Source organism: Psychrobacter communis (genome assembly GCF_014836505.1).
Taxonomy (GTDB): domain Bacteria; phylum Pseudomonadota; class Gammaproteobacteria; order Pseudomonadales; family Moraxellaceae; genus Psychrobacter; species Psychrobacter faecalis.
Window position 1 is genome coordinate 1 of sequence record NZ_JACSQR010000032.1, and the last position, 24624, is coordinate 24624.

The following is a 24624-nucleotide window of genomic DNA, read 5'->3' on the forward strand; positions in this document are numbered from 1 at the left end:
GGTCTTGGTAAACTTACTTTAGCAACTTTGGACTTCTTTTTTTATCTTTTTTTGAGCCCTTATCCCGAACTGGGGTTGGTAATAAGAAAAAGTCCTCGATTGAGGACTTTTTTTATGGCTAAAATTTGACTATTTTGATTACTTTTAGTGCCAAACGTCTTATGTGGTTCTAGAAAGTTTTAGGCTGGATAATATGTTCCATACGTTTTGCAAGGCGAATATCTAGGCTTGTGATACCACCCGTATCGTGCGTGGTCAGGCGGACATCAACAACGTTATAAGTATTGCTCCATTCAGGATGATGTTCGAGCGCCTCGGCATAAAAAGCGGCTTGATTCATAAAGCTCATCGCTTCAATAAAATCGCTGAAATGATAGCTTTTGACGATACTATTGCCGTCGCGCCGCCAGCCAGCCAAGTCTTCCAATTGTAAGTCGATTTGTTGGTTAGATAAACTACTCATGGTGATATCCTTTATTATTATTAGGGAGGGTTATCGGTTTGCGGGTTTTTATTTCATTTTATATATCTTCTCTTACCCAATGTCATGACAAAAAGCACATAGGACAAAAAACCCACCTAACTCTGATGGTCTTTATTACATCATTGCAAGCAAAAATATAATAATTATCGTCAGATAAATAGGAGGGTAGTCGTACGTTTTAGCGCTTAAACCAAGATAAGGCTTTTATAGCATAATTACTACTATATAGTTACTACTATAAAGCTTTATCTATCATTGGCTTGTTTTGTTAAGCTTAAAGCAATCTTTTATATTCAGGGTGTTTATCGATATATGAGGCGACAAACGAGCACTGTGGCACCACTTTTTTGTTATTATCCTGCGCGTAGTTTAAGGCATGCTTAACCAGTGCAGACCCAACACCGCGACCACCCAATTCTTGTGGCACGATGGTATGGTCGTATACCAGTTGATCGCCGCGCTCTTGATAGCTGATATAACCAGTATGACCATTGATTGACGTTTCAAAACGCTTGGCTTGCTCATTGTGAACGATATCTAGATTCTGTTTGTCGTTATTACTCATAAAGATTCTCCAATTATTGATATTTATAATTATTTCTAGCTTTTAATTAGCTAATTATTAATTAAGTGATCATTATCTATTCACTTTTTAATATCTTATCCTAGGTATTGTGAGCTTTTTTAAATGAATTTTCTAGTCATTTACCGTAAGGCTAGATAGGGCGAATGTTAATAGCCTTACTTTAATTCAAACATTGCGACAAGAGTTTGTAAGGGAGGATTTTGTATAAAGGTTTTGGCAGAGAAAGCTACTAAAACAGACAGCTAAGCGTAAAAAGCCTGCAAAAAAAGTTAAAAGGCATATAAAGACAGGTAAAACAGTCCGTTAGCTTGCAGGGGTTGCGCCACAATGCGATAATGGTAAACAATTTATAACCCTGATTTTTGAGGCGCAGCCCGTTTGGCATGATTGCTAATTCTGGTTTGCACGTCTCGTCTATGCAGTCTATCGGAGTGTTAATGGCTCAATATATCTACACGATGAACAACGTGTCAAAACTTGTTCCGCCTAAGCGTGAAATTTTAAAGAATATCAACCTATCATTTTTCCCTGGCGCCAAGATTGGTGTGCTAGGTATTAACGGTTCAGGTAAATCAACTTTGCTACGTATCATGGCGGGCGTGGATAAAGACTTTAGCGGCGAAGCGCGCGCGCAAGCAGGTACGAAGGTTGGTTATCTACCGCAGGAACCACAGCTTGATGACAGTAAAGATGTCCGCGGCAACGTCGAAGATGGTATGCGTGAAGCTTTAGATGCGCTGTCACGCCTCGATGCCATTTATGCAGAATATGCTGAACCTGATGCCGACTTTGATAAGCTTGCCGAAGAACAAGGCAAAATGGAAGACATCATTCAAGCATGGGATGCGCATAATTTAAATACCCAGCTAGAAAAAGCTGCTGATGCGCTACGTTTACCGCCATGGGATGCGGACGTTAGCAAACTATCAGGTGGTGAAAAACGCCGTGTGGCACTATGTCGTCTGCTGTTGTCACGTCCTGATATGCTGTTACTTGACGAACCGACCAACCATTTGGACGCTGAATCGGTTGCTTGGCTTGAGCAATTCTTGCAGAACTATAGCGGTACCATCGTCGCCATTACCCATGACCGTTATTTCTTGGATAACGTCGCTCAGTGGATTTTGGAGCTTGACCGTGGCCATGGCTATCCGTACGAAGGCAACTACACTGAATGGCTCGAGCAAAAGAACACCCGTTTAGAACAGCAAAATAAACAAGAAGAATCGTTTGCGAAAGCGCTGAAAAAAGAGCTTGAGTGGATTCGTAAAAACCAAAAAGGTCAGCAAGCCAAGTCTAAATCACGCGTGCAGCGTTTTGAGGAATTGAACTCAAAAGAGTTCCAACAGCGTAATGAGACCTCTGAGATTTATATTCCACCGGGTCCTCGTTTGGGTAATAAAGTCATCGAAGTCAACGATATCTCTAAATCGTTTGGTGATCGTCTGCTTTATGAAAACTTAAGCTTTAACGTCCCAGCGGGCGCTATCGTTGGCATTATCGGTCCAAACGGTGCGGGTAAAACCACGCTATTTAACATGATTACCGAGCGTGATACGCCAGATACCGGCTCAGTCGATTTGGGTGAAAGTGTCAAAGTCGCTTACGTCGGACAGGTACGTGATAACTTAGATGACAAAAAGACTGTTTGGGAAGAAGTCTCTGACGGCCTCGATATCATCAAAGTAGGCGACTATGAAACCCCAAGCCGCGCTTATATCGGCCGCTTTAATTTTAAAGGTTCAGACCAACAAAAGCACGTCGGTCAATTATCAGGTGGTGAGCGTAACCGTTTACAACTTGCTAAGACACTAAAACAGGGCGCTAACGTCTTGCTCCTTGATGAACCATCAAACGATTTGGATATCGAAACCTTACGTGCGCTAGAGGATGCCATTCAAGTATTCCCAGGTACGGTAATGGTAGTGTCGCATGATCGCTGGTTCCTTGACCGTATCGCGACCCATATTTTGGCATTCGAAGAAGAAGGCCCAATTTGGTTCGATGGTAACTATTCTGAGTTTGAAACTTATCGTAAAAAGACCATGGGTGATGACGCCAGTCCGAAGCGCATGAAGTATAAAAAGATTTCTACCTAGAATCTTTGCTAAAAACTTTGTTTGTCATAAGTATTTTTAGACAATAATTTAGATATAAAAAAAGACCTCTAATCTATTAGAGGTCTTTTTTATGTTCAGCTTTTACGTTGCTTTATGAACGCTTACGGCCAAACTTACGCTGCTTTTTATTGCTAATTTCAGTAATGGCGTGGGCAATTTCTTCTTCATTGAGGCTCGCCACTTGCTGCAAGATTTGCATCATATCAGGACTCAGGACATATTTTGCATGATGGGCAATATTATCGATACGCTGATCGAAAATTAAGATGCCAGTTTCTTCATCTTTTTGCAGATAATCAAGACGAATCAAGGCACCGATAAAGCTGGTGAATAGCGCACGGTCAAAGAAGTCAGGAATGTCGTCAGCATACAGTACTGATAAACGCTGACCAAGCAAATGACAGAGGTCAACAACTTCGTTTTCGGTCAGATTGCCTGAGCCTTGCTGAGCGAGTAGCGCAAGGGTCATAAAGTAACGCTCAAGGCTTTGTTCAACTGGCGTCGCCAGTACTTGTAGCTGCTGATAGCATTTGCTATTGGTCTCAGGGACGCTCAACATACCATCGCTTAATTCTACAATCAGGCCACTTGCAAGCAGGCTATCGACTTTTTTATTCAGCGTCTCTTGAAGACCATGCGCTGAATAATAGAGGAACAGCTCGCTTTGTAAAAATGGATATAACTGCTCGGCGATACTATTGAGACGGCTGCGCTCAATGCGGCCGTTACGTGCTACTAGAGCGGATAAGAAAGACAATAAAATAAAGACATGCAGGATATTATTGCGGAAATAGCTTAGTAGCGCCGCCTGTTTGCCAGCAACTTGAATAATATCACCCAAGATATGCGGTATGCGCTCGATAAGTTTTAGCTTAATACCATAATCGATGATTTGCTGCGGCGTCATATCGGTGATAATCGTATCATCAGAGTAAGGCAAGTGCTGAGCCAGACCTTGATAAAGGGCGATTTGCTCACGGCAAATATCTTCATCAAGCGCCGCCTTTGGTGCCGATAATAAGACCAATGACAATAACGACACTGGAGTAATGACCGCGGCCTTATTGATATGCTGCATGACTTTGACGCCGATATTATCCACCATGGCGCTGGTTTTATCATCGAGTGGCGTGTCGGTGCGATCGGCAGGTAAGCTGTTGGCCGGCACATCGAATTTTTGCATAAAGTCGCTAAGATGCAGCGGCGTGCCAAAGCTTAAATGTACATTACCAAAGATACGCTCAATCTTACGGCCAACTTTGAGGAGACCTATTAGCGATTCTGACTCTTTTGGCTTGCCTTTTAGCTCGCCCACATAAGTGCCGCCTTCCATAATGCGCTCGTAACCGATATAGGTCGGTATAAACACCACAGGTTTATTGGTTCGGCGTAACTGGCTATGTACCGTCATCGCCAGCATACCCATTTTTGGCGGTAATAGACGTCCTGAACGCGAGCGTCCGCCCTCGATAAAGTACTCAATCGGCGTGTTACGGGTAATCAGCGTGTGCATATACTCACGGAGTACCGCGGTATAAAGCGCGTTACCACGGAAGCTACGACGAATATAAAAGGCAACGGCACCGCGCAATAACGGCCCCAATACTGGCACATCTAAATTGTCACCAGCAGCAACATAAGGAATACTCAGGCCGCGCTTATAGATGACATAAGACAGCAGCAGGTAATCGACATGGCTACGGTGACAAGGTACGTAAACCAGCTCGTAATCTGCTGCCAGCTCGCGTACACGCTCAAAATGATGTACTTCGACGCCATCATAAAGTTGCGTCCATAGCCAAGTAAGGAACTTATAAAAACCGCGCACGATAGAGTGCGAATAGTCATTAACCATCTCATTGGCATAGCCTTTTGCCAAGGCACGGGCTTCACGGACGCTGATACCAGAAGCTTCTGCTTCGGCTTCTATGGCGTTTTTAATAGCTGGTGAATATACCAACTTGTCGACCAAGTTGCGTCTGTCTGACAAATCAGGACCAAGCATACTGGCACGCTGTTTGTCTAAATAGATATTAAGCTGCTGTTGTAATGAGCGCACCAGTTCACGGTTGCCATCCGCTGCGGCAACCATGGCATAGCTTGGCGCTTCGTCGACTTCATTTATGATATTTTTGCTATTCTTTGCAGCACTGTTATTTAGAATATTAGCTGTTAATCCGCTATCTTCTAAAGCACCTTCTTTTAATAAAGTGTCGTCTAATAAACTGTCTTTTAATAAACGGTCTTCTAATAAAGTATCTTGTGCGAGACTGTCTTTTAAATCGCTGGCTACTGAATCAAAGACAGAGAATCCTTCGCCATCGCCTTTAAGGCTATCATTGATAAGGGTACGCAAATCTTGCGGTGGATGGAATTGGACAAAGGTATCACGCCCCATCACCCCGATATTAAATAACTGCTTGGTGATGCTAGGATCTTCCCAGTTATCGGCAGTCAACAGTTTAAATAGCGAGTCTTCTTTTTCTGGCGCGCGTCCCCATAGGATCGACACTGGCACCAAACGCACTTGTAATTCTGGATGTTGTAAGACCGCGGCAACCAGACGCGATAGGCGAGGTGATAACTGGCTGTCTTTGGCATGGGGGTGATGTAAAAAGATGATGGCGGCATTTTCTTTAACATCATGAGTAATATCTTGCACACCGACCAAGGCGGGTGGCAGATTGTGCTCTTGTGTTTGTAGGTCAATCAAAATACTGTTGGAGCGCGAATAATCTTGCAGCACATAAAACCTAAGGATATTGTCGTCATCGTCAAATTCTGGCAACTCGCCCAAAAGCTTTGGCTTCACAGCCACATCAAGCAGCTGACCCGACAGCTTGCGATAGAGCTGGTTAATCGGCGCATTGGCATAAAGGGTTGAGGCAACCGGCAACATCTCAGTCTCGAATTCTGGGGTCGAGGTTGTATGATCAGTTGCGACGGGCGCTTTAAAAATCCGTTTTTTTAAGAACTTCGGTATCATAATCAGTATCAAAATTAGTCAAATATGGTGAGCTTATGATGCCATAAAAGCCATCAAAGCGATATATGGTGTCTGTATATACTGCCAATATTAATCTCATAACGGCATAGAATACTGGTTTAAATGCCAGAGAATACTTAACGAGCCAACCGTTAAAAGGCGAAATTATTTAAAGTCAGAGGTAGAAAAATCTGCGATTTCGCGCAATACTGTATGGCATTAAATCAAAATATTTACATTCAAATCTATGTAGAATTTTATCTTTTAACTTCATTATTCTAAGCCAAAATATTATGACCCCTGCTATCAAACTTGCCAAACAGCAAAGCCTTGATTATAAGTTGCATGAATATACTCACGACAGCGCCGCCGCCTCTTTCGGACTAGAAGCAGTAGAAAAACTGGGCATTACTGCCGAGCGGGTGTTTAAAACCTTGGTGGTGACAACCGACGCAGGTGCGCTGGCCGTAGCGATTTTGCCGGTCGATCAAACGCTAAATTTTAAAAAAATGGCGAAGGCTTTATCGAGCAATAAAATGCTGGCTTGTAAAAAAGTACAAATGGCTGAGCCTAAATTGGTCGAACGGTCGACGGGTTATGTGCTCGGTGGCGTTAGCCCATTGGGGCAAAAAAAGCGCCTACCGACGCTTATCCATGCCGCCGCGCAACAGCAAGCGACTATCTATGTGAGTGGCGGTCGCCGAGGTCTAGAGATTGAGTTGCCACCTGAGCAATTAGCGACCACGCTTAACGCGCGCTTTGTAGATATCATCGATGATTAGTATTCAAGAAGAATTTTACACGCCGTTTATTCTGCGCCTTTGTCATTTGCTCTCAATAGTGTTTGCGCTGCTTATTAGTAGAATTGCTATTTTTAAATAAGGATGTTACCCATGCCGCATTTAACCATTCAAGTGACGCCAAACGTCACGATTACTCATGAAGAATCATTTCTAAAAGCATTAAATCAAGCACTATGGGACAGTGGACACTTTGGTAAACCTGCTGATATAAAAGCCCGTATCGTACCGATTGAGACGTTTTTGGTTGGCGTGGAAGATGACGAGCAGCGCAATGGCTTTGTTTTTGCGTATCTAAAAATTATGAGCGGCCGTGACGAAGTCATACGCCATCAACTCGCTGAATTATTAACGGCTGCTATAGAGGAAAGCTTGAATGCACAGCAATCAGGACGCGCCGACATTCAAATCTGTGTCGAAGTAGAGGAAATCAGCGCGATTTATCATAAAAAAATGCTGAGCTAAACGCTAGGCTCAATTGTTTATAAGAGTGATTTATAAAAATGACAGGCCAGCTACTTATCTGCACATAGCGACTTACTGGCAAACTTAGGCAGTACCATGACCTCAGCCTTATAACCAGCGGTTTCACCGTGAGTCGCCATCAAATTGCGGGCGATACGTAAGCGATATTCGCCAGTTGCGGGTAGGCAGCCTTGGTAAATAATCCCGCCTTTGGTGCCATCATATTTACCATTTGGCATATGTAGGACGCCGACATTGGCGGTCTCAGACGTGCCAGTAAGTGGCGCAATATTAATGATGGCGTATTGCGCAGCGGCGGCATTAAAACGATACCAGCGCTCCTGTTCGTTAGGATTTAATTTACCCGTGACCACGCTACTAATAGCACCTTTGGCAAAATGAATGGGAGTGTCACTGGTTTTAGCCAGCGCGCTATTGGCGCCAACGCTGATTAATACGGCACTCAATAATAGCGTTTTTAGCGCTCGTGTACTTGATAAAGCGGTTCTGTTATTAATCGACAACATCATTACTTCCTTATTAAATTATATTTTATCAGCTGTCTATTATTTGCATGTCTATTACTTGATAACTATGGTTCTAGTATCTTCTCTGACTTTATATTAAACATAAAAAAGCGCCTAATGAATAGGCGCTTTTCTTGTTAATTATTTGCTCAATTGTGAAGCAATCTTAGTCTAGGAAAGCAAAGTTATCGATTGCCATTGCCGTCATGCTCTCGCTTGGAGCAACCATACTTTCAGCATGGCCTGAGGTACGCGGTAAGATTTTATCAAAGTAAAACTCTGCAGTTTGAATCTTAGCTTTGTAGAATTCTGGTGACTCAGTGCCGCCTTTTTCAAGCTTGTCATAAGCGACCGCCGCCATGCGCGCCCAGTGATAACCCATCATCACATAGCCTGAGTACATCAAAAAGTCATCTGATGCCGCAGAGATGATTTCACGGTCTTTACGCGCCATCAGCATCAAGCGTACGGTCAAGGTGTTCCACTCAGCACATAGTTTGGTCAGTGCCCAAACGAATTTACGCATGTCTTTATCAAGCGCATACTCGCCGCACCATTTCATAATGCTTGAGGTGTAATCACGGATAATTTTACCTTTAGACTGCAAGATAACTTTACGACCGAGTAAGTCAAGCGCCTGTACGCCAGTGGTACCTTCGTACATCGTCGCAATACGGGCATCACGAGCGATAAGCTCCATGCCCCATTCTTTGATATAGCCGTGACCACCGTAGATTTGCTGACCGTGTTTGGCCGCTTCAATACCAAGCTCCGTTAAAAAGCCTTTTAGGATAGGCGTATAAAAACCCAATTTGTCATCCCATTTTTCAAACTCAGCGTCATCACCATTGGCAACGCCTTGAGACATTTTGTCGGCATAGCGCGCTGAGTGATAAATCATTGAGCGACCGCCTTCAGCAAAGGCTTTTTGGGTCAATAGCATACGGCGTACGTCGGCATGATGAATAATCGCATCAGCCACTTTTTCAGGGTCTTTCGTGCCTGATAGCGTACGCATAGAGCGACGGTCTTTAGCGTATGGTAGGGCGTTTTGGAAAGACAATTCAGTGTGCGCCAAACCTTGAATACCAGTACCGATACGAGCAGTGTTCATAAAGGTGAACATCGCTTTCAAGCCTTTATTTGGCTCACCAATTAAGTAACCAACTGCGTCATCGAAGTTTAAAACACAAGTTGACGATGAGCTGATACCCATTTTGTGCTCGATAGAGCCACAAACCACGCCATTACGCTCGCCAGATTCACCTTCAGCATTTGGCAAGAATTTTGGTACGATGAACAATGAGATACCGCGTGTGCCTTCTGGCGCATTTGGTAGACGAGCTAAAACGATATGGACGATATTGTCGGTTAAGTCATGCTCGCCACTTGAGATAAAAATCTTGGTACCGCTGATTTTATAAGTACCGTCATCTTGCGGGATGGCTTTTGATTTAACCTGACCCAAGTCAGTACCACACTGCGGCTCAGTCAAACACATGGTGCCCGACCACGTACCTTCAACCAATTTAGGTAAATAAATCGCTTTTTGCTCGTCGGTACCGTACTGTAGTAAGGTGTTGATACAACCAGTTGATAGGCCAGGATACATCGCCCAAGGCCAGTTAGCCGTACCCATCATTTCAGACTTAATAAGGTTGATTGACATCGGTAAGTTCATACCGCCGTACTCTTCAGGGTACGAAATACCTTGCCAGCCGCCTTCGACGAACTGGTCATAAGCTTCTTTAAAACCTTTAGGCGTAGTGACCACACCATTTTCAAAATGACAGCCTTCTTCATCCGCTGGCTGGTACAAAGGCGCTAAGACATTCTCAGCAAAGTCAGCAAAGCCTTGCAAAATCATATCGACGGTTTCAGGATCGGCGTTTTCGCCATTGTCTAGGCTTTTATAATGCGTTTGATAGTCAAAAACATCATTTATCAAAAACTTGATATCACGCAAAGGTGCTTTGTAAGTTAACATAGTCGCTCTCTTTGATTATTTCATTAGCATAGTTCGTTAGCATAGACTGTCGGCTCATCAATTGAGCTATGGTTCATGTAAACGGGAGTTTAATTATCTGGGATAAAGGCAGACAGTATCACAGGTCGTCATCTAAGTTTATTAAGAACAGCTTGTCCATTTTGATAACCGTTAAGGCATCCTTGATAAAAAACAGCTGTCGTAGCATTGAGGTCAGTATAAATCTTCTATAGCCACAAATATACAACCGATAACTAATATTCATAATATATTAAAAAACGTAAAAATTTAAGTTATAAATATAAATGGTTATTTATTTATAAACAGGCATCAATAAGTCCAGTTTTATAAACAACCATAGTTTTAGTACAGGTTGCAGCGTAAGTTTTAGTATAGACAGCGGGATAGACGCAAAACAACCGTTAAGTGTATGAGTTGCGTGCCCAAACAGAATAAAGGAACACAATTTATGAGCGCACCAAAGCGCAAATTAGCATACCAAACAGAGCAGAAAAAGACGCCAGTATTTTGGCTAATGGCAGTAGTTGGGCGGTTAAAAAAACTCATCGATGGTGAGCTTAACCATTTATTAACCGTCAACCGTAGCAAGCGACCGTGGCATATGCCGATTATCGCTGCAATTACCATTAGCTTTCCGGTATTTGTCGGGGCGTATTTTGATGCTTTGCCGTCTGGTATCAAAGCGTCGTTAGGGGCGATGGTTATTTTAAATACCCCGTTAGCAGGTAAGCTGCCGTTTCGTTTGGTGACGGTGATGGCATGGGGGTTTGCGATGTCGCTGTGTTTTGCCCTTGGTCTGATAGCGCAGCAAATTCCGCCCTTAAAACTGCCGATATTTACCTTGATGGCGTTTGGTATTGTAATTTTTGGGCGCTATTATCGCCAGCCGCCGCCCGCAGGTTTGTTTGTGATGATGGCGGGGGCGATTGCGCTATTTATTCCGCTGCCTTTAGAAGACGTCATGCCAGCCACGGGGTTGGTGATGCTCGGTAGTGGTTTTGCTTTGGTCATGGCGCTGCTGTATTCGCTGTTCTTATTGGCGACGCGTCCAGCGACACCGACGCCGACCTATAACTATGAGCCCGATACCATAACAGAGAGTCTGATTGTCGCCGGTTTTGTCAGTCTATCTTTAGTCATCGCGCTGAGCTTAAATTTATCAAATCCCTATTGGGCAGCGGTCAGCTGTTTTTTGATTATCCAAGGTATTCATTTGCGTACCATGTGGATTAAGCAGATACATCGTTTGCTTGGTACCCTGGTTGGCGTTGGTCTGGCGGGATGGATGCTGGCGTGGGGTTTGCCGATATGGGGCGTGGCGCTGGCGATATTAGGCTTAATGCTATGTATCGAAACCTTGGTCGACCGCCATTATGGCTTGGCGGTAATATTTATCACGCCGCTGACGATATTTATTGCCGAATATGGCAGTGGGTTGCCGTTTACTGAACAAGCTTATCAAGAGGTCATTTTGGCGCGTTTGTTTGATACCATGATTGGCTGCGTGGTGGGGCTAAGCGGCGGGGTGGTGATGCATTCGACCGATTTACGCGTGCCGCTGCGCCGGATGGAGAATTGGCTGCTAGCGCGTTTTAGCTAAATTTTTTAGCAGATAAAAAGCTGTATGATTTCTATTCATATGGCTTTTTTAGTCGCGGTTTAAGCTGTTCATTCAATGTACTTATAAACTGTCGATGACTTGCGCAACATCGACTTTATGTTCTGTCCAACGCTCAAAACTTAACGCTGCCTGCCCGATAAGCATGCCATAACCGTCTGACGTTTGTGCGCCGCGCTTGGTAAAATGCTGCAAAAACGGCAGCTCACGTCCATACATCATATCGTAAGCATAATGGCCGTCTAGTTGGTCGCTAAGCGGCAGCGTATCGCCCGTTAGCCCAATCGAGGTAGCATTGATAATGATATCAAACTCACCGCTTAGCGTTTCAGTGCTACAGGTTTTAATCTGCTGCTTAGCAATTGTCTCACTTGCAGCGTTTAGATCAGTAACTAAATTTGTCGCTTTATTTAATGTACGATTGGCAAGGGTAAGCTCGCTGATACCCGCTTCAATCAATGGCAATATCACCCCGCGCGCCGCGCCGCCTGCGCCGATTATTGCCACACGCGCGCCCTTTAGCGGCCAATCTAAACTTGTCATGTGATTGACCAACCCTTGGCCATCGGTATTATCGCCATATATCGCCTCGGCTATCGGTGTGCCATTTTTTAACAACGTTTTATTGATCAACAAAGTATTAACAGCGCCTGCAACCTTAGCGTGTTCAGACAAGCCGCCACGCGCCGCGCAGCACTGATAAGCTACTTGCTTAAAGGGCACAGTCACGTTAGCACCAACGCCGCCGCCCTGAAAAAATGCCTCAATCACCGCAGTAAAGCTGGCTACATCATCAGGGCAATACTGGCGCTGATAGCTAATCTCTAAGCCTGTCTGCACAGCGAACTGCGTATGGATTTCAGGGGATTTGCTGTGGGCAATCGGATTGCCTATAACGATAAAATGCTGGGTCATAAAGGGTCCGCTGCTTGTAAAGGGTGAAATATAGGCAAAATCAACAGGTGAGAAGTTATCAATAAAAAAGTGGCCGTTTAATTATCTTATGCAATGTCATTTAATAAATCCTACTTATCATAGGGGATAACGTTAACTTTCACAAACCTATACTAAACCAACTAAGCTAAGCCAATTATGCTAAGCCAATAAAAGGGCAAAAACTGAGCGAATAATTGGCCAGACAGATCACGCCTTTATCTCGTGAGGCCTTTAACAAATCTGTACTCTGCCGGAGCGGTAAGTGTAAGGTAAAAGCTAGTCAAGTGTTAAGCAGTTGGGTAAACTAGGGAGCATGAAGATTTTAGTCGGCCTTGCATTTTACGATGATTAAAAGGCAGTATTTAACAATTTGACTGCTACCAAAGCCTATAACCAATAAATTATATAACTATGAAAGTTTAACAGACATTTTTCGTTATCAGCGGCAGCAAACCCCGCTCGTTAATATCGTTTTTGGATCCCTTTAAAAGTGTGAGTACATTGCCCATGTGGAATAAAAGCCTACAGACCTTGATGGTCAGTACGATAATGGCAGTTGGCGTGTCTTTGAGCGCCTGTAATAGCAATACAGAGAGTGATACTGCCGCCAAAGAAGCAGGCGCTGATAATAGCGAGCAGACCGCCGCTGAGACCTCCAAGGCAGAAAACCCCAACGCCAACGCTGATCTTGATGGCGCAACAGCTGCGCAAGGGACGCCAGTAAAATACGATATCGCCTCGTGGGGCACTGCCAAAGTAACATCCTTAAGTATCGATGAGCTTAAAAAGATACAATCAGCCTTTGGTAAAGTGGTCAGCACCGACGAAAATAGCTTGGACTATGCCAGTAATCCGGCGTCCAAATATCGATTTATGCAGGATAATGCGCCGTATTTGGACCTGATTGATTCTGAAAAATACCTCGAGCTTGGCTGGTATTTTGCCAATCCAACCGACTCTGATAAAGAAAAAGAAATCAGTCAAAACCATGCCAAAAAAGCTTATCAGCTGGCGCGTCAATTAATGGGCGATGAAGGCGGCAAGCTGGTCGCTGATATGCTCGGCGGTCAAATCGCCAAAAATAAAACCATCGGCGGTCAAAAAGTAGAGCTGGCAAAATGCGAGTTTTATAGCTGTATGCTAGTGATTAATAAATCTGCTGCTCAAACTGCTGATAAATAAGCGGGGCTGGCCTGAATGTCGCCCAATAGCTGGACATGTCTGCACCCATCAAATGCTACAGAGGCTAAATTATCATTGGATAATCGCGGGCTGGCATACGGTGACGGTTTTTTTACCACTATGGGCGTCATCGATGGGCAGATACTGTGGTTCGACTATCATCAGCAGCGCCTTGTCTCGCATGCGACAGCCTTGCAGCTACAGTTGGACAGCCAGTTGCTATTAGCCATGTTAAAAATACATGCCAAGCAATTACAGCAAGGTATGCTAAAACTTATAATCACGCGCGCTGAGCAAGAAGTCCGTGGTTATGGTTATACACCAAATATTGGTGGCGGCAGTGCGTGCGAGATTTGGCTTAAATCCTCACCAATGGCCATTACTACCGCACGATCGCTGCCACTCGCTGATGGGCAATTTATCCCGCTACAACCTACCGCGAGCGCCATTTGCTTATCCTCTCAAATTGCTTGTTTGCCGCCAACGCTTGCTGGACTTAAAAGCTTAAATCGCCTCGATAATGTGCTGGCAAGTGGCGAGCTGCAAGCTATCAAAGCTAAGACATTGGCAGGCACTATCAAGCCAAGCATCGCTGAAGGTCTGCTACGCGATATGAGTGGGCGCTGGATTGAGGGCACGATGAGTAATGTGTTTTATCAATTAGTAGAAGCGCCAGTCGCAAAATCGTCCAATCGTCCACACTCTCAAAACAACAGCAACTATTTAACCCAAGGTCAATGGTATACGCCGTCGATGGCGCAATCGGGCGTTGCTGGCGTGATGCGGCAAGTGATTATCGATACATTATCGACTAGCAATAACCCCGTTATCAACAGGTCGTTACAAGATGAGGATTTGCTCCATTTAAGCCAGCTATTCTTTTGTAATGCGCTGCGCGGTATTATGCCCATGAGTAGTCTGAGGTTATTGTCGGGTGAAGTGGTGAGTTTTGAAGCGATTTAACTGTATTTAAAGAATATTAAATTTGGTATCAATACAAACATCTGCGTACAAAATAACTTCCTCTTTTTTATACATATCTTGCGCTTTTAATAGTGCTTCTTGCTCGTTCTCTGCGCTAATCTCTATGATGTTACTTAACGTCTCGACAATCTCTATCTGAAAGATTTTCTCTACTGTCTTATCACTTTTTATCATCACTACTCTCAATACTTGCTTATCAAAATTTCTTTAGGATTTATATCCGCTAGGTTAGCAAAAGTGACTAAAAGAAGTGATCGTCCTTTGTGAAGTGAGTAAAAGATAATAAAAGCGCTTAATATAATTTGTAATAATGCCCACGACCGATAAATTCAATAATACCTCTATCACGTAATACTTGTAATTGCTGACGGATTTTATCTTTAATGTGGTTGTTTTCAGGATGTTTGAGTTTTAATAGGTCGGCAAACGCATAAACCTGATTGAGAGAGAAGTTGGCGTCGAGTCTGTCGATGCACTGCCAAACGTCTAGTGTCCAACCACGTGAAGCGATAGTTTGCTTACGTAAAAACAAGGTTTTTTGAAAGTGCTCGGTGACATTATTGCGTGGTATAACTTGCTCGTTTTTAACCAAAAACACCTTTCCTGATTCGGGCACTTTGCGCAAGTCTATATTGCAGCCAACCCAACCGGCACGTTTGGCAGTGATGGATAAAGGCTTGCGTTTAACAATCATATCGGGTTTAAAAAAATGCTTAGGGATGATTAAAAAGTTATTAACTTTGTATTCTGGCGAATAGGTTAAAAAGAAAAAGCTTGGATTGTTCTTGCTATTGATTCGATGAATCATAGTGTCATAAGCGCCATCATTAATTAGGTGGCTCAGTTTTGCCTTTTTACTTTTTAGCTCATATTCCTCGCTGCAATGTGCGCAATAAAAATCGGCGACGGGTTGGTTATTGGCAAATTCAACTAAGGGTTCGGCATTGCAACTGGGGCAATAACTTTGCTTAGCAACCCAATTTTCACTAAGCACACGAATTTTTTGCGATTCAGATGTATAGTTTTTGGCAAGACTTTGATTGAAATTGAGGTTCATAGCCGATTTTCTTATTAAAGGAAGAATTCAAAGTGATAAATAAGCGATATGAGTATTACGCCATATAATTTACTCTAAACACCAAGTTAATTGATAAGCTAAGCAAATACCATTGAAAATCGCCCAGTTCAGTGCTAAATTCTAGCAAACTTCTGCCTCGCGAGTTGCCATGAGCAAGCCAACACCTGAAATACCCCCTAAACGCCCTGATGAGTCGCCAAAAAATGAACATGACGCCGCGCTGGAGCAGCCTGTTGAGAGGACAGCGCCAGACAAAAAACCTATCATTGACGACGTTAGCGCAGAGGAAGTACCGGCGACAGATATCTCACTCATTAGCGGTGGCACTAAACCGCGCCACTATAAAGCTGATAATCCCTCGTTTTTTATGCAGCGTGGTTATCAGGTGTTATTGGTGCTTGGGCTGATTGCAGCGTTCTTTTTGGTGATGGTGTATCAGACGCTGTTTGGCCGTATTGAGCAGCCGCAGCAGATGGTGACGATTGAGTCGGGTCAGACGTATTATGGGCTATTACCGCAGTGGCAGCAGCAAATACCGCTGTTTTCTGCCACGATTGCCAAGCTTTATATGAAAACGCAAATCGATGGCCCATTGCACGCCGGTATTTATCAATTACCAGAAAACCCTACCTTTGCTGAAGCCTTAGAAGTATTGGGGCAAGGGGTAAAAGCGGCGATGGTCAAGGTACAGATTATCGAAGGCAAAACCTCAAAAGATTTATATCAGGCGCTGCGAGATAATAAAGGCATCAAAAAAGAAGTACTGACGGCGGATAGCACGAATGCCAGCATCGCGCAGGCGTTGGATTTGGTTGGCATTTTACCAGATTCGGTGGTCAATAGTAATGATGCTATCGTCAATCACAATCTTGAAGGCTGGTTTGCGCCTGATACGTATTATTATGGTGAGGGCAGCACGGATAAGCAGGTATTGACCGATTTGTATAAGCGTCAGCAGCAAGCATTGACCAAAGCGTGGGAAAATCGCGACCCTGATCTGCCTTATGACAGTCCGTATGAAGCGCTGGTAATGGCATCGATTATCGAAAAAGAAACCAGCGTGGCAGAAGAGCGTCCTTTGGTCTCGGCGGTATTTAGCAATCGTTTGAATAAAAATATGCGCTTGCAAACCGATCCGACCATTATTTATGGGATGGGCAGCCGTTATGAAGGCAATATTCGCCGTCAAGACATCGATGAAAAGACCGCTTATAACACCTATCAAATCGATGGTTTGCCGCCAACGCCAATCGCGCTGCCATCTGCGGCCTCGATTGAAGCGACTTTGCATCCTGCCGATAGCGAAGCGTTATATTTTGTGGCGACCGGTAACGGCGGGCACAAATTTACCAATAGCTTAAATGAGCATAACCAAGCGGTCAAGGAATATCTCAGCGTCATGCGTCAGAAAAAAGCACAAACACCGCCGCCGTAATTTAATCCTTTATCTTTTCTAAAAACCTATCGTGTACTGAGCGTTATGGCGTCATATAGCTATCTATATAACGCCATAACGCTCATCAATGACATAAGGTCATATCATGTCAGCATCCCTACCAGATAAATCAGCGCAAATAAATTCGCCTAAGCATTCTACTAATACCGCATCTTTTAGTACAGCGTCCAATCAAGGGCACTTTATCAGCTTTGAAGGGACCGAAGGCGTTGGTAAGACCACCGCTATTGAGCAGCTTTGCGACCATTTGCAAGCAAAAGGCATCGACTATCTGCGTACCCGCGAGCCGGGTGGCAGTCCGTTTGCCGAGCAGCTGCGTGCTATTTTGTTAGACCCTGATACCAAAATTAACGATGATACCGAGCTGCTACTGATGTTTGCCGCGCGCTGTGACCATTTGCAGCAAGTGATTTTACCTGCTCTACAACGTGGAACGTGGGTAATATGTGACCGCTTTACTGATTCGACCGTTGCCTACCAAGGTTTTGGGCGTGCCCATGGTGATAGTACGGTACGTGCTAAAATTGCTATGCTTATCGAGCAATTTGTTGAACAATTACCAGAGCTGACCTTATGGCTAGATTTGCCAGTATTAGAAGGCATGGCGCGCGCCAATAAACGCAGCGCTGCTGACCGTTTTGAGCAGCAAGCGACGGAGTTTTTTACTAGAGTACATCAAGGTTTTAGTGTCCTTGCCAGAGAGCAGCCTGAGCGTATCCAGCGTATTGATGCGTCAGGCAGTGCCGAAGAAGTCAGCGAGCGTATTTGGCAAGCGGTGCAGGAAAAATTTGCGCTAAGCTAAGGTTTTTTAACGTTGTCATTTCTACCTTATATTGTCCAAAAAAAGCCCCAACTGCGCAGTTGGGGCTTTTATCGTTTATGGAAAATATTAAAAAGATAACTCTACTCTTTATCTATATCCATGCTGTCAACGTTATCAAGGTTGTCACCACTGGAGTCGGGTAAACGATTGGGGTCAAGCGTGCCTTTTTTGGTTTTCGGTGCGCTGCCATTACCGTTGGTATTACTAGAGGTTTTGGTTTTCGAAGTTGCGGTCGAATTATCCGACATGACACCTTTATTTATAGCATTGGTAGAACCATTAGGAGCAGTAGCATCAGACTCTGTTGTTTGCACGTTATCTTTCTTAACCGTCGTGCTTGATACCTGAATTTTATTAGGCGTAACAGTAACGCTATCGGCCTGTTTGTCTTGTACCTTTTCTGACTCGGAGACTTCTGCTACATTGACTTCTTTAGCAGTGGTTAATGCAGTCTCTGACGTAGTGGTATCATTACTATCATCGGTAAGCTCTATTTCTTTACGCTTTTCAGGCGCTTTCGAGCTGGATTCAAAGCTGGCATCTGCCGCCGCGCGTGCCTGCTCTTGTTTTGCCGTTACATCGACCGCTTTTGGTTGCACTTCATCATCGACGACCAATGAAATCAGCTTACGATCACGTGGTACGGTGCCATCGAAATTATCGGTAATCACGTGCAGTTTACCTTCTTTATCGACGGTATAAAGCGGCACGAATTGCTTATTATCGGCCTTATATTGCTCAAAGCTATAGCTGTCGGTGATGTTGGTGATTTTGATACGCGCTTTTTTCGACAGCATACTGGCAAGCTTGGCATAAGTCACATCTTTACCAAACAACCACTGCGAATGGAAGTTGCCTTGCTTATCATCGCGCTCGCTTTTGACTTTTTCATCACTGAATTTAAGGCGATAGATTTTACGCTCGCCAAACTCATGACGGTAATGAATTTCAGACAAGGTATTCATTTCTCTATCGGTACTCATGGCAAACAGACGCCCAATACCGATAAGGTCTAAGTGATGGTCGGCATGGTCAGAGATAGGATTGCCAAAGTAAGTACGCAAACCACTCATACGAGCTTTGGCGATATTAGTATAGTTATTATGGGCGACGATGACATCAAAACCTTGGTCTTTTAAAGACGTCGCTACCAATAAAGCGATAGGGTTGGAGCCAACGACTAAGATACCGTTGGTTTCAGGCTCACGGACGCCCAAGAAATTACCAACCATTTTGGCGCCCAAACCTTGAATCATTACTGTGCCGATAATGACGAGGAAAACCAAAGGTACGAGCAGCTCAACGCCTTGAATATCATACTCTTGCAAGCGAATGGCAAAAAGCGACGAGATAGCAGCGGCAACGATACCGCGCGGCCCAATCCAACTAATCATCAGCTTTTCATTGGTTTTTAGATTGGAGCCGATAGACGATGCCCATACCGATAACGGACGCGCGACAAACATCACAATCGCGAGCAGCACCAAACCTGCAAAGCCAACGCTTAATAAGCTTGAAAGCTCAACGCGAGCCGCAAGAATGATAAATAATACCGATACCAATAAAATGGTCAGCGATTCATTAAACTCTAAAATCGTCTCCCGCGGGAATTTTGGCCAGTTAGCCAGCGCCACGCCAAGGACGGTGACCGTTAATAAGCCGGACTCGTGCTCTAAATGGTTGGAGATAGAAAACAGGAGCAGTACAAAAGCTAAGGTAAAGACATTACGTAAAAACTCAGGAATCATATGGCGGCGCATTAAAAACGCCAATAACCACGCGCCCGCTAAGCCCATGGCCACTGCCAATACTACAATTTTGGCAAACAGTAAGATACTACTGGCTTCGCCGCCTGAAATGATATATTCATAGACCAAAACCACTGCAATCGCGCCGATAGGGTCAATGATGATACCTTCCCATTTCAAAATGTTAGAAATGGTTTTATTCGGACGCACGCTGCGCAGTAACGGCATAATGACCGTAGGGCCAGTCACACAAACCAGCGCACCAAATAGCAAAGCAATCAAAGGGTCGACATCAAACAACAGGTAAGTCGATAGCGCCACAATGACAATGGTAATAAGGACACCGACTGACACCAGCATCTGTACCACAGAGCCGTGCTGCTTAATCTCATCAAACTCTAAAGTCAGCGAGCCTTCAAATAAAATAATCGCCACCCCCAATGAGATAAACGGGAACATCAGCTCGCCGAGTACCAAATCTGGGTCAAAAGCGCCCAATATCGGGCCAACAATAATACCAATCAGTAATAAAAACAAAATGGACGGTTGCTTTAAATACCAAGCCAACCATTGGGCGGCAATACCGAGCCCAACCACGCCGGATAACAATAAGGCGGTATCCATAAATTAATCCTTTTATAATCTTGTCATATTTTATATCTATTCAGGCGCACTACCAGCGCTGCTAGCGTAAGCCGCAGCAAAAGTCGTCTAAATATAGTGTTGCAATATCTGTCACCGCTGAGCGCTAAATCTAGCGCTTGTTAATAAAAGCATCAACCACACTATAATCAAAGCACAAGTAATCAAAGCACAAGTAATCAAAGCACAAGTGAGGTTGGCTATCAGTACGATATCGCCGTAAAGACAAAAGCTTTTTAGATCCCTAAGCAGAATCTAAAAAGCAAAAGATGAAAAAATAAGCTGATGATCGCCAATTTGCTAAAATAACGACCTAAGAAAATTAACTTTTGTTTGCCATATAGATTATTTGGCTTGTTATCATAACATGGTTTTATTTGACGTATTCTAGAGCAATCTTTGCGCCACTTGATTCTCAGCTAAGAACGCTTATTAAAGGGGAGTAGTGCTGGTATGTTAGCAATAAGGCTATCTTTATGATAGAAAAGATAAAGTTTTATACCATAAGTCGAAAATGGACGGTAAACTAACAAGCATTCTTCTTTGTAAGTTTGCATTTCCCAAAGTTTATGCTGAACGCAGATAACAAAAGCAAGCGGTAAAATCTCTCAGCCAGCAATGCAAAGACCAATATAAAAATCAATTTTTAAATGTTAGCTTTAGAGGTTAGCGAATGAGTAAACTGAGCTATTATCAGCATAATATATAAATAAAACGCCTAAATTATTATTCATAACGGTCCTATTCAAACCGTTTATAACAATTATAAAGACCCATTATATGGAGGGTAACATGCCTAACAATATGTCTAAAACGTCGAATACAGCCAATTTGAGCCGTTGGTTACAGCAGAGCGCGTTGGCCATAGCGGTAGCCACTACTATGGCGGCAGGTATCAACATCGCGACCGTGCCAACTGCACAAGCGGCCGTTACCACCGCAGATTTTTCGGGCTTGGTACAGCAAGTCACGCCAGCGGTCGCGCGAGTAAACGTCACCAAAACTGTCAGCGAGGCAGAGCTTGCTAAAGCCCAAACGGCTGAGCTATTGCGGAAGTTCTTTGGTGATCGCTTACATATTCCTGACCAAGCAGCGACGCCTGCGATTGAACATGCATATGGCACTGCATTTTTTGTCACCCGTGATGGTTATATGCTGACCAATCATCATGTGGTGGCAGGCGCGGACAAAATTACTGTGACGCTCAATGACAGAAGCGAGCTTGATGCCAAATTGGTTGGCAGTGATGAGCGCTCAGACGTGGCGGTGCTCAAGGTCACGGGGCGCCAATTCCCTGCCTTGCCAATCGGTGATTCTAATGCGCTAAAAGTAGGGGAGCCGGTATTAGCAATTGGCTCGCCCTTTGGTTTCGATTATTCAGCATCGGCAGGTATTGTAAGTGCCAAATCGCGCAATTTTTCCCGTGAAACCAGCGTACCCTTTATCCAAACTGATGTGGCATTAAACCCGGGTAACTCTGGCGGCCCATTATTTAATCAGCGCGGTGAAGTAATTGGTATTAACTCGCGTATTTTTAGTGGCACGGGCGGCTATATGGGTCTGTCATTCTCTATCCCGATTGATGCGGCGATGGATATTTATGAGCAGTTAAAAGATAACGGTGAAGTTGCGCGCGCCTATCTGGGTATTTTTCCGCAAGATATCGACCGTAATTTAGCCGAAGCTTATAATTTAGCGCGTCCGCAAGGGGCATTATTGACTCGCGTTTCACCAGACTCACCGGCGCAAAAAGCGGGGCTAAAGCCAGGCGATATTATTTTAAAATACAATGATGTCTTAATTATGGAAGCCTCCGATTTATTAAACCTGATTAATCGAGCGCGGCCTGACGATATCTTTCGCGTTCAGATTCAGCGTGACGGTAAACAAGCTATCATAACCGGCAAGCTTAGTAATGCTTCCAATGCTATGCAATCGCAAACCGGCGCACAGCAAGCCAACGGCATCAGCTTGGGACTGGCGCTGCGCAATTTAACGCCGGAGGAGCAAATAGAGCTGGCTGCTGATAATAAGACCGGCGTGCTGGTCACCGCTATTGAGCCGACGGGACTCGCGGCGCGCTCGGGTATACTGGCAGGCGACGTTATCACCAATTTGCACCAAAAACCGATTAAAACGGTCAACGATTTTTCTAGCGCCGTGGCATCATTGCCCGAAAAAGGCGTGGTGACGATTGAGATAGTGCGTCAGGGGATCCCAGGTATCATTGGTTTACGCATTGAATAGCAAAGGATAGCGTGCGTGATTAGCAGCGTTATGAATCGGCTGTCTTTATTGACAGTAATACATATCGTCCGACCATTGCTATGTTGACGATTCGTTAAAATACCTAAAAAGGTTTTATCGCTGCTAACTAGTTACGCTACACTAAGCAATTGCACTACACTAACTATTTAGTTTTCAGGCTTATTTTTTAGGCTAAATAGAGTCGCGCTTAGCATTATGATAGATTGCTAATTTTTCGCTTTATAGAAGTGTTAAGCATGAATTGTTTGATAGCGATGAAGGCAAAATATGCTACACTAGCAGACGTTTTTATGGCTTGCAGTCAATCAAGTGGCGGCAGCTAAATAGCGTCAATCACGTTAGCATAATAAATACACAGTATAAACATCACGCAAGGTCTTGCCCTGACGTTATTTTACCAAACCAAACGTTCAGCTCCATAGGGCAGATAGGCACACTTGCAAACGACTTATCATGTGATAGCTTTAATAAAAGCTAGGATATACAGGCACGGTTATGAGCACAGCATACGACGATATTAAAACCCGACTACAAGGCTCAATGGTAGCCTTGGTAACGCCCATGCATCCTGACGGCACGGTCGATTATAAACGTCTGGCAGACCTCATAGATTGGCAGATTGAGCAAGGTACGCATTGCTTGGTCGCTGTCGGTACCACTGGCGAGTCAGCGACTTTGTCCATGCAAGAGCACAGCGATGTGATTCGCTACTTTGTTCAGCATGTCAAAGGTCGCGTGCCTGTCATTGCAGGTACTGGTGCCAACAATACGATGGAAGCCATTAAGCTAACCCAAGATGCCGCCGAAGCAGGTGCTGATTGTGCGTTATTGGTCGCCCCTTATTATAATAAGCCGCCACAAGAAGGCTTGTTTCAGCACTATAAAGCCATCGCTGAAGCGGTAAAAATTCCGCAGATGCTTTATAACGTACCGGGTCGTACGGTTGTAGATATCGCCCAAGAAACCGTTGAACGCTTGGCCGATATTGACAATATCGTTGCTATTAAAGACGCCACAGGTTCGGCTGTGCGCGGTGAGCAACTGATCAGAGCCGTTGGCGACAGAATGGTGGTGTTATCTGGTGATGATAGTACAGCTCTTGAGCTGATGCAGTTTGGCGGTAAAGGCAATATTTCGGTGACGGCTAACGTGGCACCAAAAGCTATGAGTGAGACTTTTAGCGCTGGCCTGCGTGGAGATTTTGATGCCGCTCATAAAGTTCATGACGTGGTCAAGCACTTACACCGTGACTTATTTATCGAATCAAGCCCTATTCCTGTTAAATATGCGCTGCATAAAATGGGCATGATAGATACCGGTATTCGTTTGCCGTTGGTATGGTTGGCTGAAAAGCACCATGCGACCATTGATGAAGCTCTAATCCGTGCAAATTTACTTTAGGTTTTTATAAATTTAATAAACATACCGCTTATAGTGGCTCTATAGGTTTCGACTATTAAGTAAAAAAGTTAGACATAGTAAAACTATAAACGCTTTGCCTACATACGCACCAAATAAGCAATAACTGCTAACTCAGAGAGATAATATGATGACAGTATCATCAAACCCTGCAAAAATATTCCCGATGCTAATGACCGTGGTTTTGGGTAGTACGTTAGTGTTGAGCGGCTGCCAAGCGACAAAAGGTCTGTTTGGTAAGCGCGATAATGGTAGCCTTGAGTATCAGCAAAGCAAAAAACTGGCACCATTAGAATTGCCAGCGGCGCAAGAAACAGCGCCATTTGTGCCGTTATACCCAACGCCTAATGCCGGTGCTAATACCTTGAAACTAGAAAATGAGTCAGGTAAACAATATCAGCTGCCAAGACCTCAGCGTACGGTTGCCGTGACCCAAGCAGCAGAATAAACCCCTTTTTCATCCTTATCTATACCGCTGGTCTTTTATTATGGTT

20 protein-coding genes are annotated in these 24624 nt (G+C 44.2%); 11 read left to right on the top strand and 9 right to left on the bottom strand.

Features of this window, described 5'->3' with window-relative positions:
• Positions 1-169: 169 nt before the first annotated feature.
• The gene (locus tag H9653_RS10085) at positions 170-463 is read right to left on the bottom strand and encodes a 4a-hydroxytetrahydrobiopterin dehydratase (protein ID WP_068407727.1); all 294 of its coding nucleotides are present in this window, start codon (positions 461-463) and stop codon (positions 170-172) included.
• Positions 464-758: 295 nt separating this feature from the next.
• The gene (locus H9653_RS10090) at positions 759-1049 is read right to left on the bottom strand and encodes a GNAT family N-acetyltransferase (RefSeq protein ID WP_191692269.1); all 291 of its coding nucleotides are present in this window, start codon (positions 1047-1049) and stop codon (positions 759-761) included.
• 458 nt (positions 1050-1507) lie between these two features.
• Between H9653_RS10090 and ettA the strand changes: the two genes are divergently transcribed.
• On the top strand, positions 1508-3169 hold the full coding sequence (ettA, locus tag H9653_RS10095; RefSeq protein WP_191692290.1) for an energy-dependent translational throttle protein EttA: 1662 nt from the start codon (positions 1508-1510) through the stop codon (positions 3167-3169).
• Between the two features lie 112 nt (positions 3170-3281).
• Here ettA and plsB read toward each other — a convergent pair whose 3' ends face one another.
• Positions 3282-6176, bottom strand: a complete 2895-nt coding sequence (plsB, locus tag H9653_RS10100) for a glycerol-3-phosphate 1-O-acyltransferase PlsB (protein ID WP_191692270.1) — start codon at positions 6174-6176, stop codon at positions 3282-3284.
• A 293-nt stretch (positions 6177-6469) separates the two neighbouring features.
• On the opposite strand from plsB, the gene ybaK reads away from it, so the two are divergent.
• Positions 6470-6958, top strand: a complete 489-nt coding sequence (ybaK, locus tag H9653_RS10105; RefSeq protein WP_191692271.1) for a Cys-tRNA(Pro) deacylase — start codon at positions 6470-6472, stop codon at positions 6956-6958.
• Between the two features lie 111 nt (positions 6959-7069).
• On the top strand, positions 7070-7441 hold the full coding sequence (locus H9653_RS10110) for a 5-carboxymethyl-2-hydroxymuconate Delta-isomerase (protein ID WP_191692272.1): 372 nt from the start codon (positions 7070-7072) through the stop codon (positions 7439-7441).
• Between the two features lie 50 nt (positions 7442-7491).
• On the opposite strand, the gene H9653_RS10115 is transcribed toward H9653_RS10110, so the two are convergent.
• Positions 7492-7971 carry a hypothetical protein gene (locus H9653_RS10115; protein ID WP_225211717.1) on the bottom strand — a complete coding sequence of 160 codons (480 nt, stop codon included), beginning with the start codon at positions 7969-7971 and terminating at the stop codon, positions 7492-7494.
• Positions 7972-8134: 163 nt separating this feature from the next.
• The gene (locus H9653_RS10120) at positions 8135-9955 is read right to left on the bottom strand and encodes an acyl-CoA dehydrogenase C-terminal domain-containing protein (protein WP_191692273.1); all 1821 of its coding nucleotides are present in this window, start codon (positions 9953-9955) and stop codon (positions 8135-8137) included.
• 469 nt (positions 9956-10424) lie between these two features.
• On the opposite strand from H9653_RS10120, the gene H9653_RS10125 reads away from it, so the two are divergent.
• Positions 10425-11576 carry an FUSC family protein gene (locus H9653_RS10125; protein ID WP_191692274.1) on the top strand — a complete coding sequence of 384 codons (1152 nt, stop codon included), beginning with the start codon at positions 10425-10427 and terminating at the stop codon, positions 11574-11576.
• Positions 11577-11657: 81 nt separating this feature from the next.
• Here H9653_RS10125 and aroE read toward each other — a convergent pair whose 3' ends face one another.
• Complete coding sequence (gene aroE / locus H9653_RS10130; RefSeq protein ID WP_191692275.1) at positions 11658-12509, bottom strand: shikimate dehydrogenase; 852 nt, start codon at positions 12507-12509, stop codon at positions 11658-11660.
• Positions 12510-13037: 528 nt separating this feature from the next.
• On the opposite strand from aroE, the gene H9653_RS10135 reads away from it, so the two are divergent.
• Both H9653_RS10135 and H9653_RS10140 read left to right on the top strand, forming a co-directional pair.
• Complete coding sequence (locus tag H9653_RS10135) at positions 13038-13712, top strand: hypothetical protein (RefSeq protein WP_191692276.1); 675 nt, start codon at positions 13038-13040, stop codon at positions 13710-13712.
• A gap of 15 nt (positions 13713-13727) precedes the next feature.
• Positions 13728-14675, top strand: a complete 948-nt coding sequence (locus tag H9653_RS10140) for an aminotransferase class IV (RefSeq protein WP_191692277.1) — start codon at positions 13728-13730, stop codon at positions 14673-14675.
• Positions 14676-14681: 6 nt separating this feature from the next.
• Here the strand turns inward: H9653_RS10140 and H9653_RS10145 are convergent, their stop codons facing one another.
• Complete coding sequence (locus H9653_RS10145; protein WP_191692278.1) at positions 14682-14870, bottom strand: DpnD/PcfM family protein; 189 nt, start codon at positions 14868-14870, stop codon at positions 14682-14684.
• A gap of 118 nt (positions 14871-14988) precedes the next feature.
• Complete coding sequence (locus H9653_RS10150) at positions 14989-15753, bottom strand: DpnI domain-containing protein (protein WP_191692279.1); 765 nt, start codon at positions 15751-15753, stop codon at positions 14989-14991.
• 169 nt (positions 15754-15922) lie between these two features.
• Here H9653_RS10150 and mltG point away from each other — a divergent pair, with 169 nt between their 5' ends.
• Complete coding sequence (gene mltG / locus H9653_RS10155; RefSeq protein WP_191692280.1) at positions 15923-17209, top strand: endolytic transglycosylase MltG; 1287 nt, start codon at positions 15923-15925, stop codon at positions 17207-17209.
• A gap of 106 nt (positions 17210-17315) precedes the next feature.
• On the top strand, positions 17316-18032 hold the full coding sequence (gene tmk / locus H9653_RS10160) for a dTMP kinase (protein ID WP_191692281.1): 717 nt from the start codon (positions 17316-17318) through the stop codon (positions 18030-18032).
• A gap of 101 nt (positions 18033-18133) precedes the next feature.
• Here the strand turns inward: tmk and H9653_RS10165 are convergent, their stop codons facing one another.
• On the bottom strand, positions 18134-20425 hold the full coding sequence (locus H9653_RS10165) for a cation:proton antiporter domain-containing protein (protein ID WP_191692282.1): 2292 nt from the start codon (positions 20423-20425) through the stop codon (positions 18134-18136).
• Between the two features lie 810 nt (positions 20426-21235).
• Between H9653_RS10165 and H9653_RS10170 the strand changes: the two genes are divergently transcribed.
• The 3 genes from H9653_RS10170 to H9653_RS10180 all read left to right on the top strand — a co-directional run bounded on the left by H9653_RS10170 (position 21236) and on the right by H9653_RS10180 (position 24578).
• Positions 21236-22690, top strand: coding sequence for a Do family serine endopeptidase (locus H9653_RS10170; protein WP_068405843.1), 1455 nt, complete (start codon positions 21236-21238; stop codon positions 22688-22690).
• A 516-nt stretch (positions 22691-23206) separates the two neighbouring features.
• Complete coding sequence (gene dapA / locus H9653_RS10175) at positions 23207-24112, top strand: 4-hydroxy-tetrahydrodipicolinate synthase (RefSeq protein ID WP_102077794.1); 906 nt, start codon at positions 23207-23209, stop codon at positions 24110-24112.
• Between the two features lie 145 nt (positions 24113-24257).
• Positions 24258-24578, top strand: coding sequence for a hypothetical protein (locus H9653_RS10180; protein ID WP_225211718.1), 321 nt, complete (start codon positions 24258-24260; stop codon positions 24576-24578).
• The last annotated feature ends 46 nt before the right edge of the window (positions 24579-24624 follow it).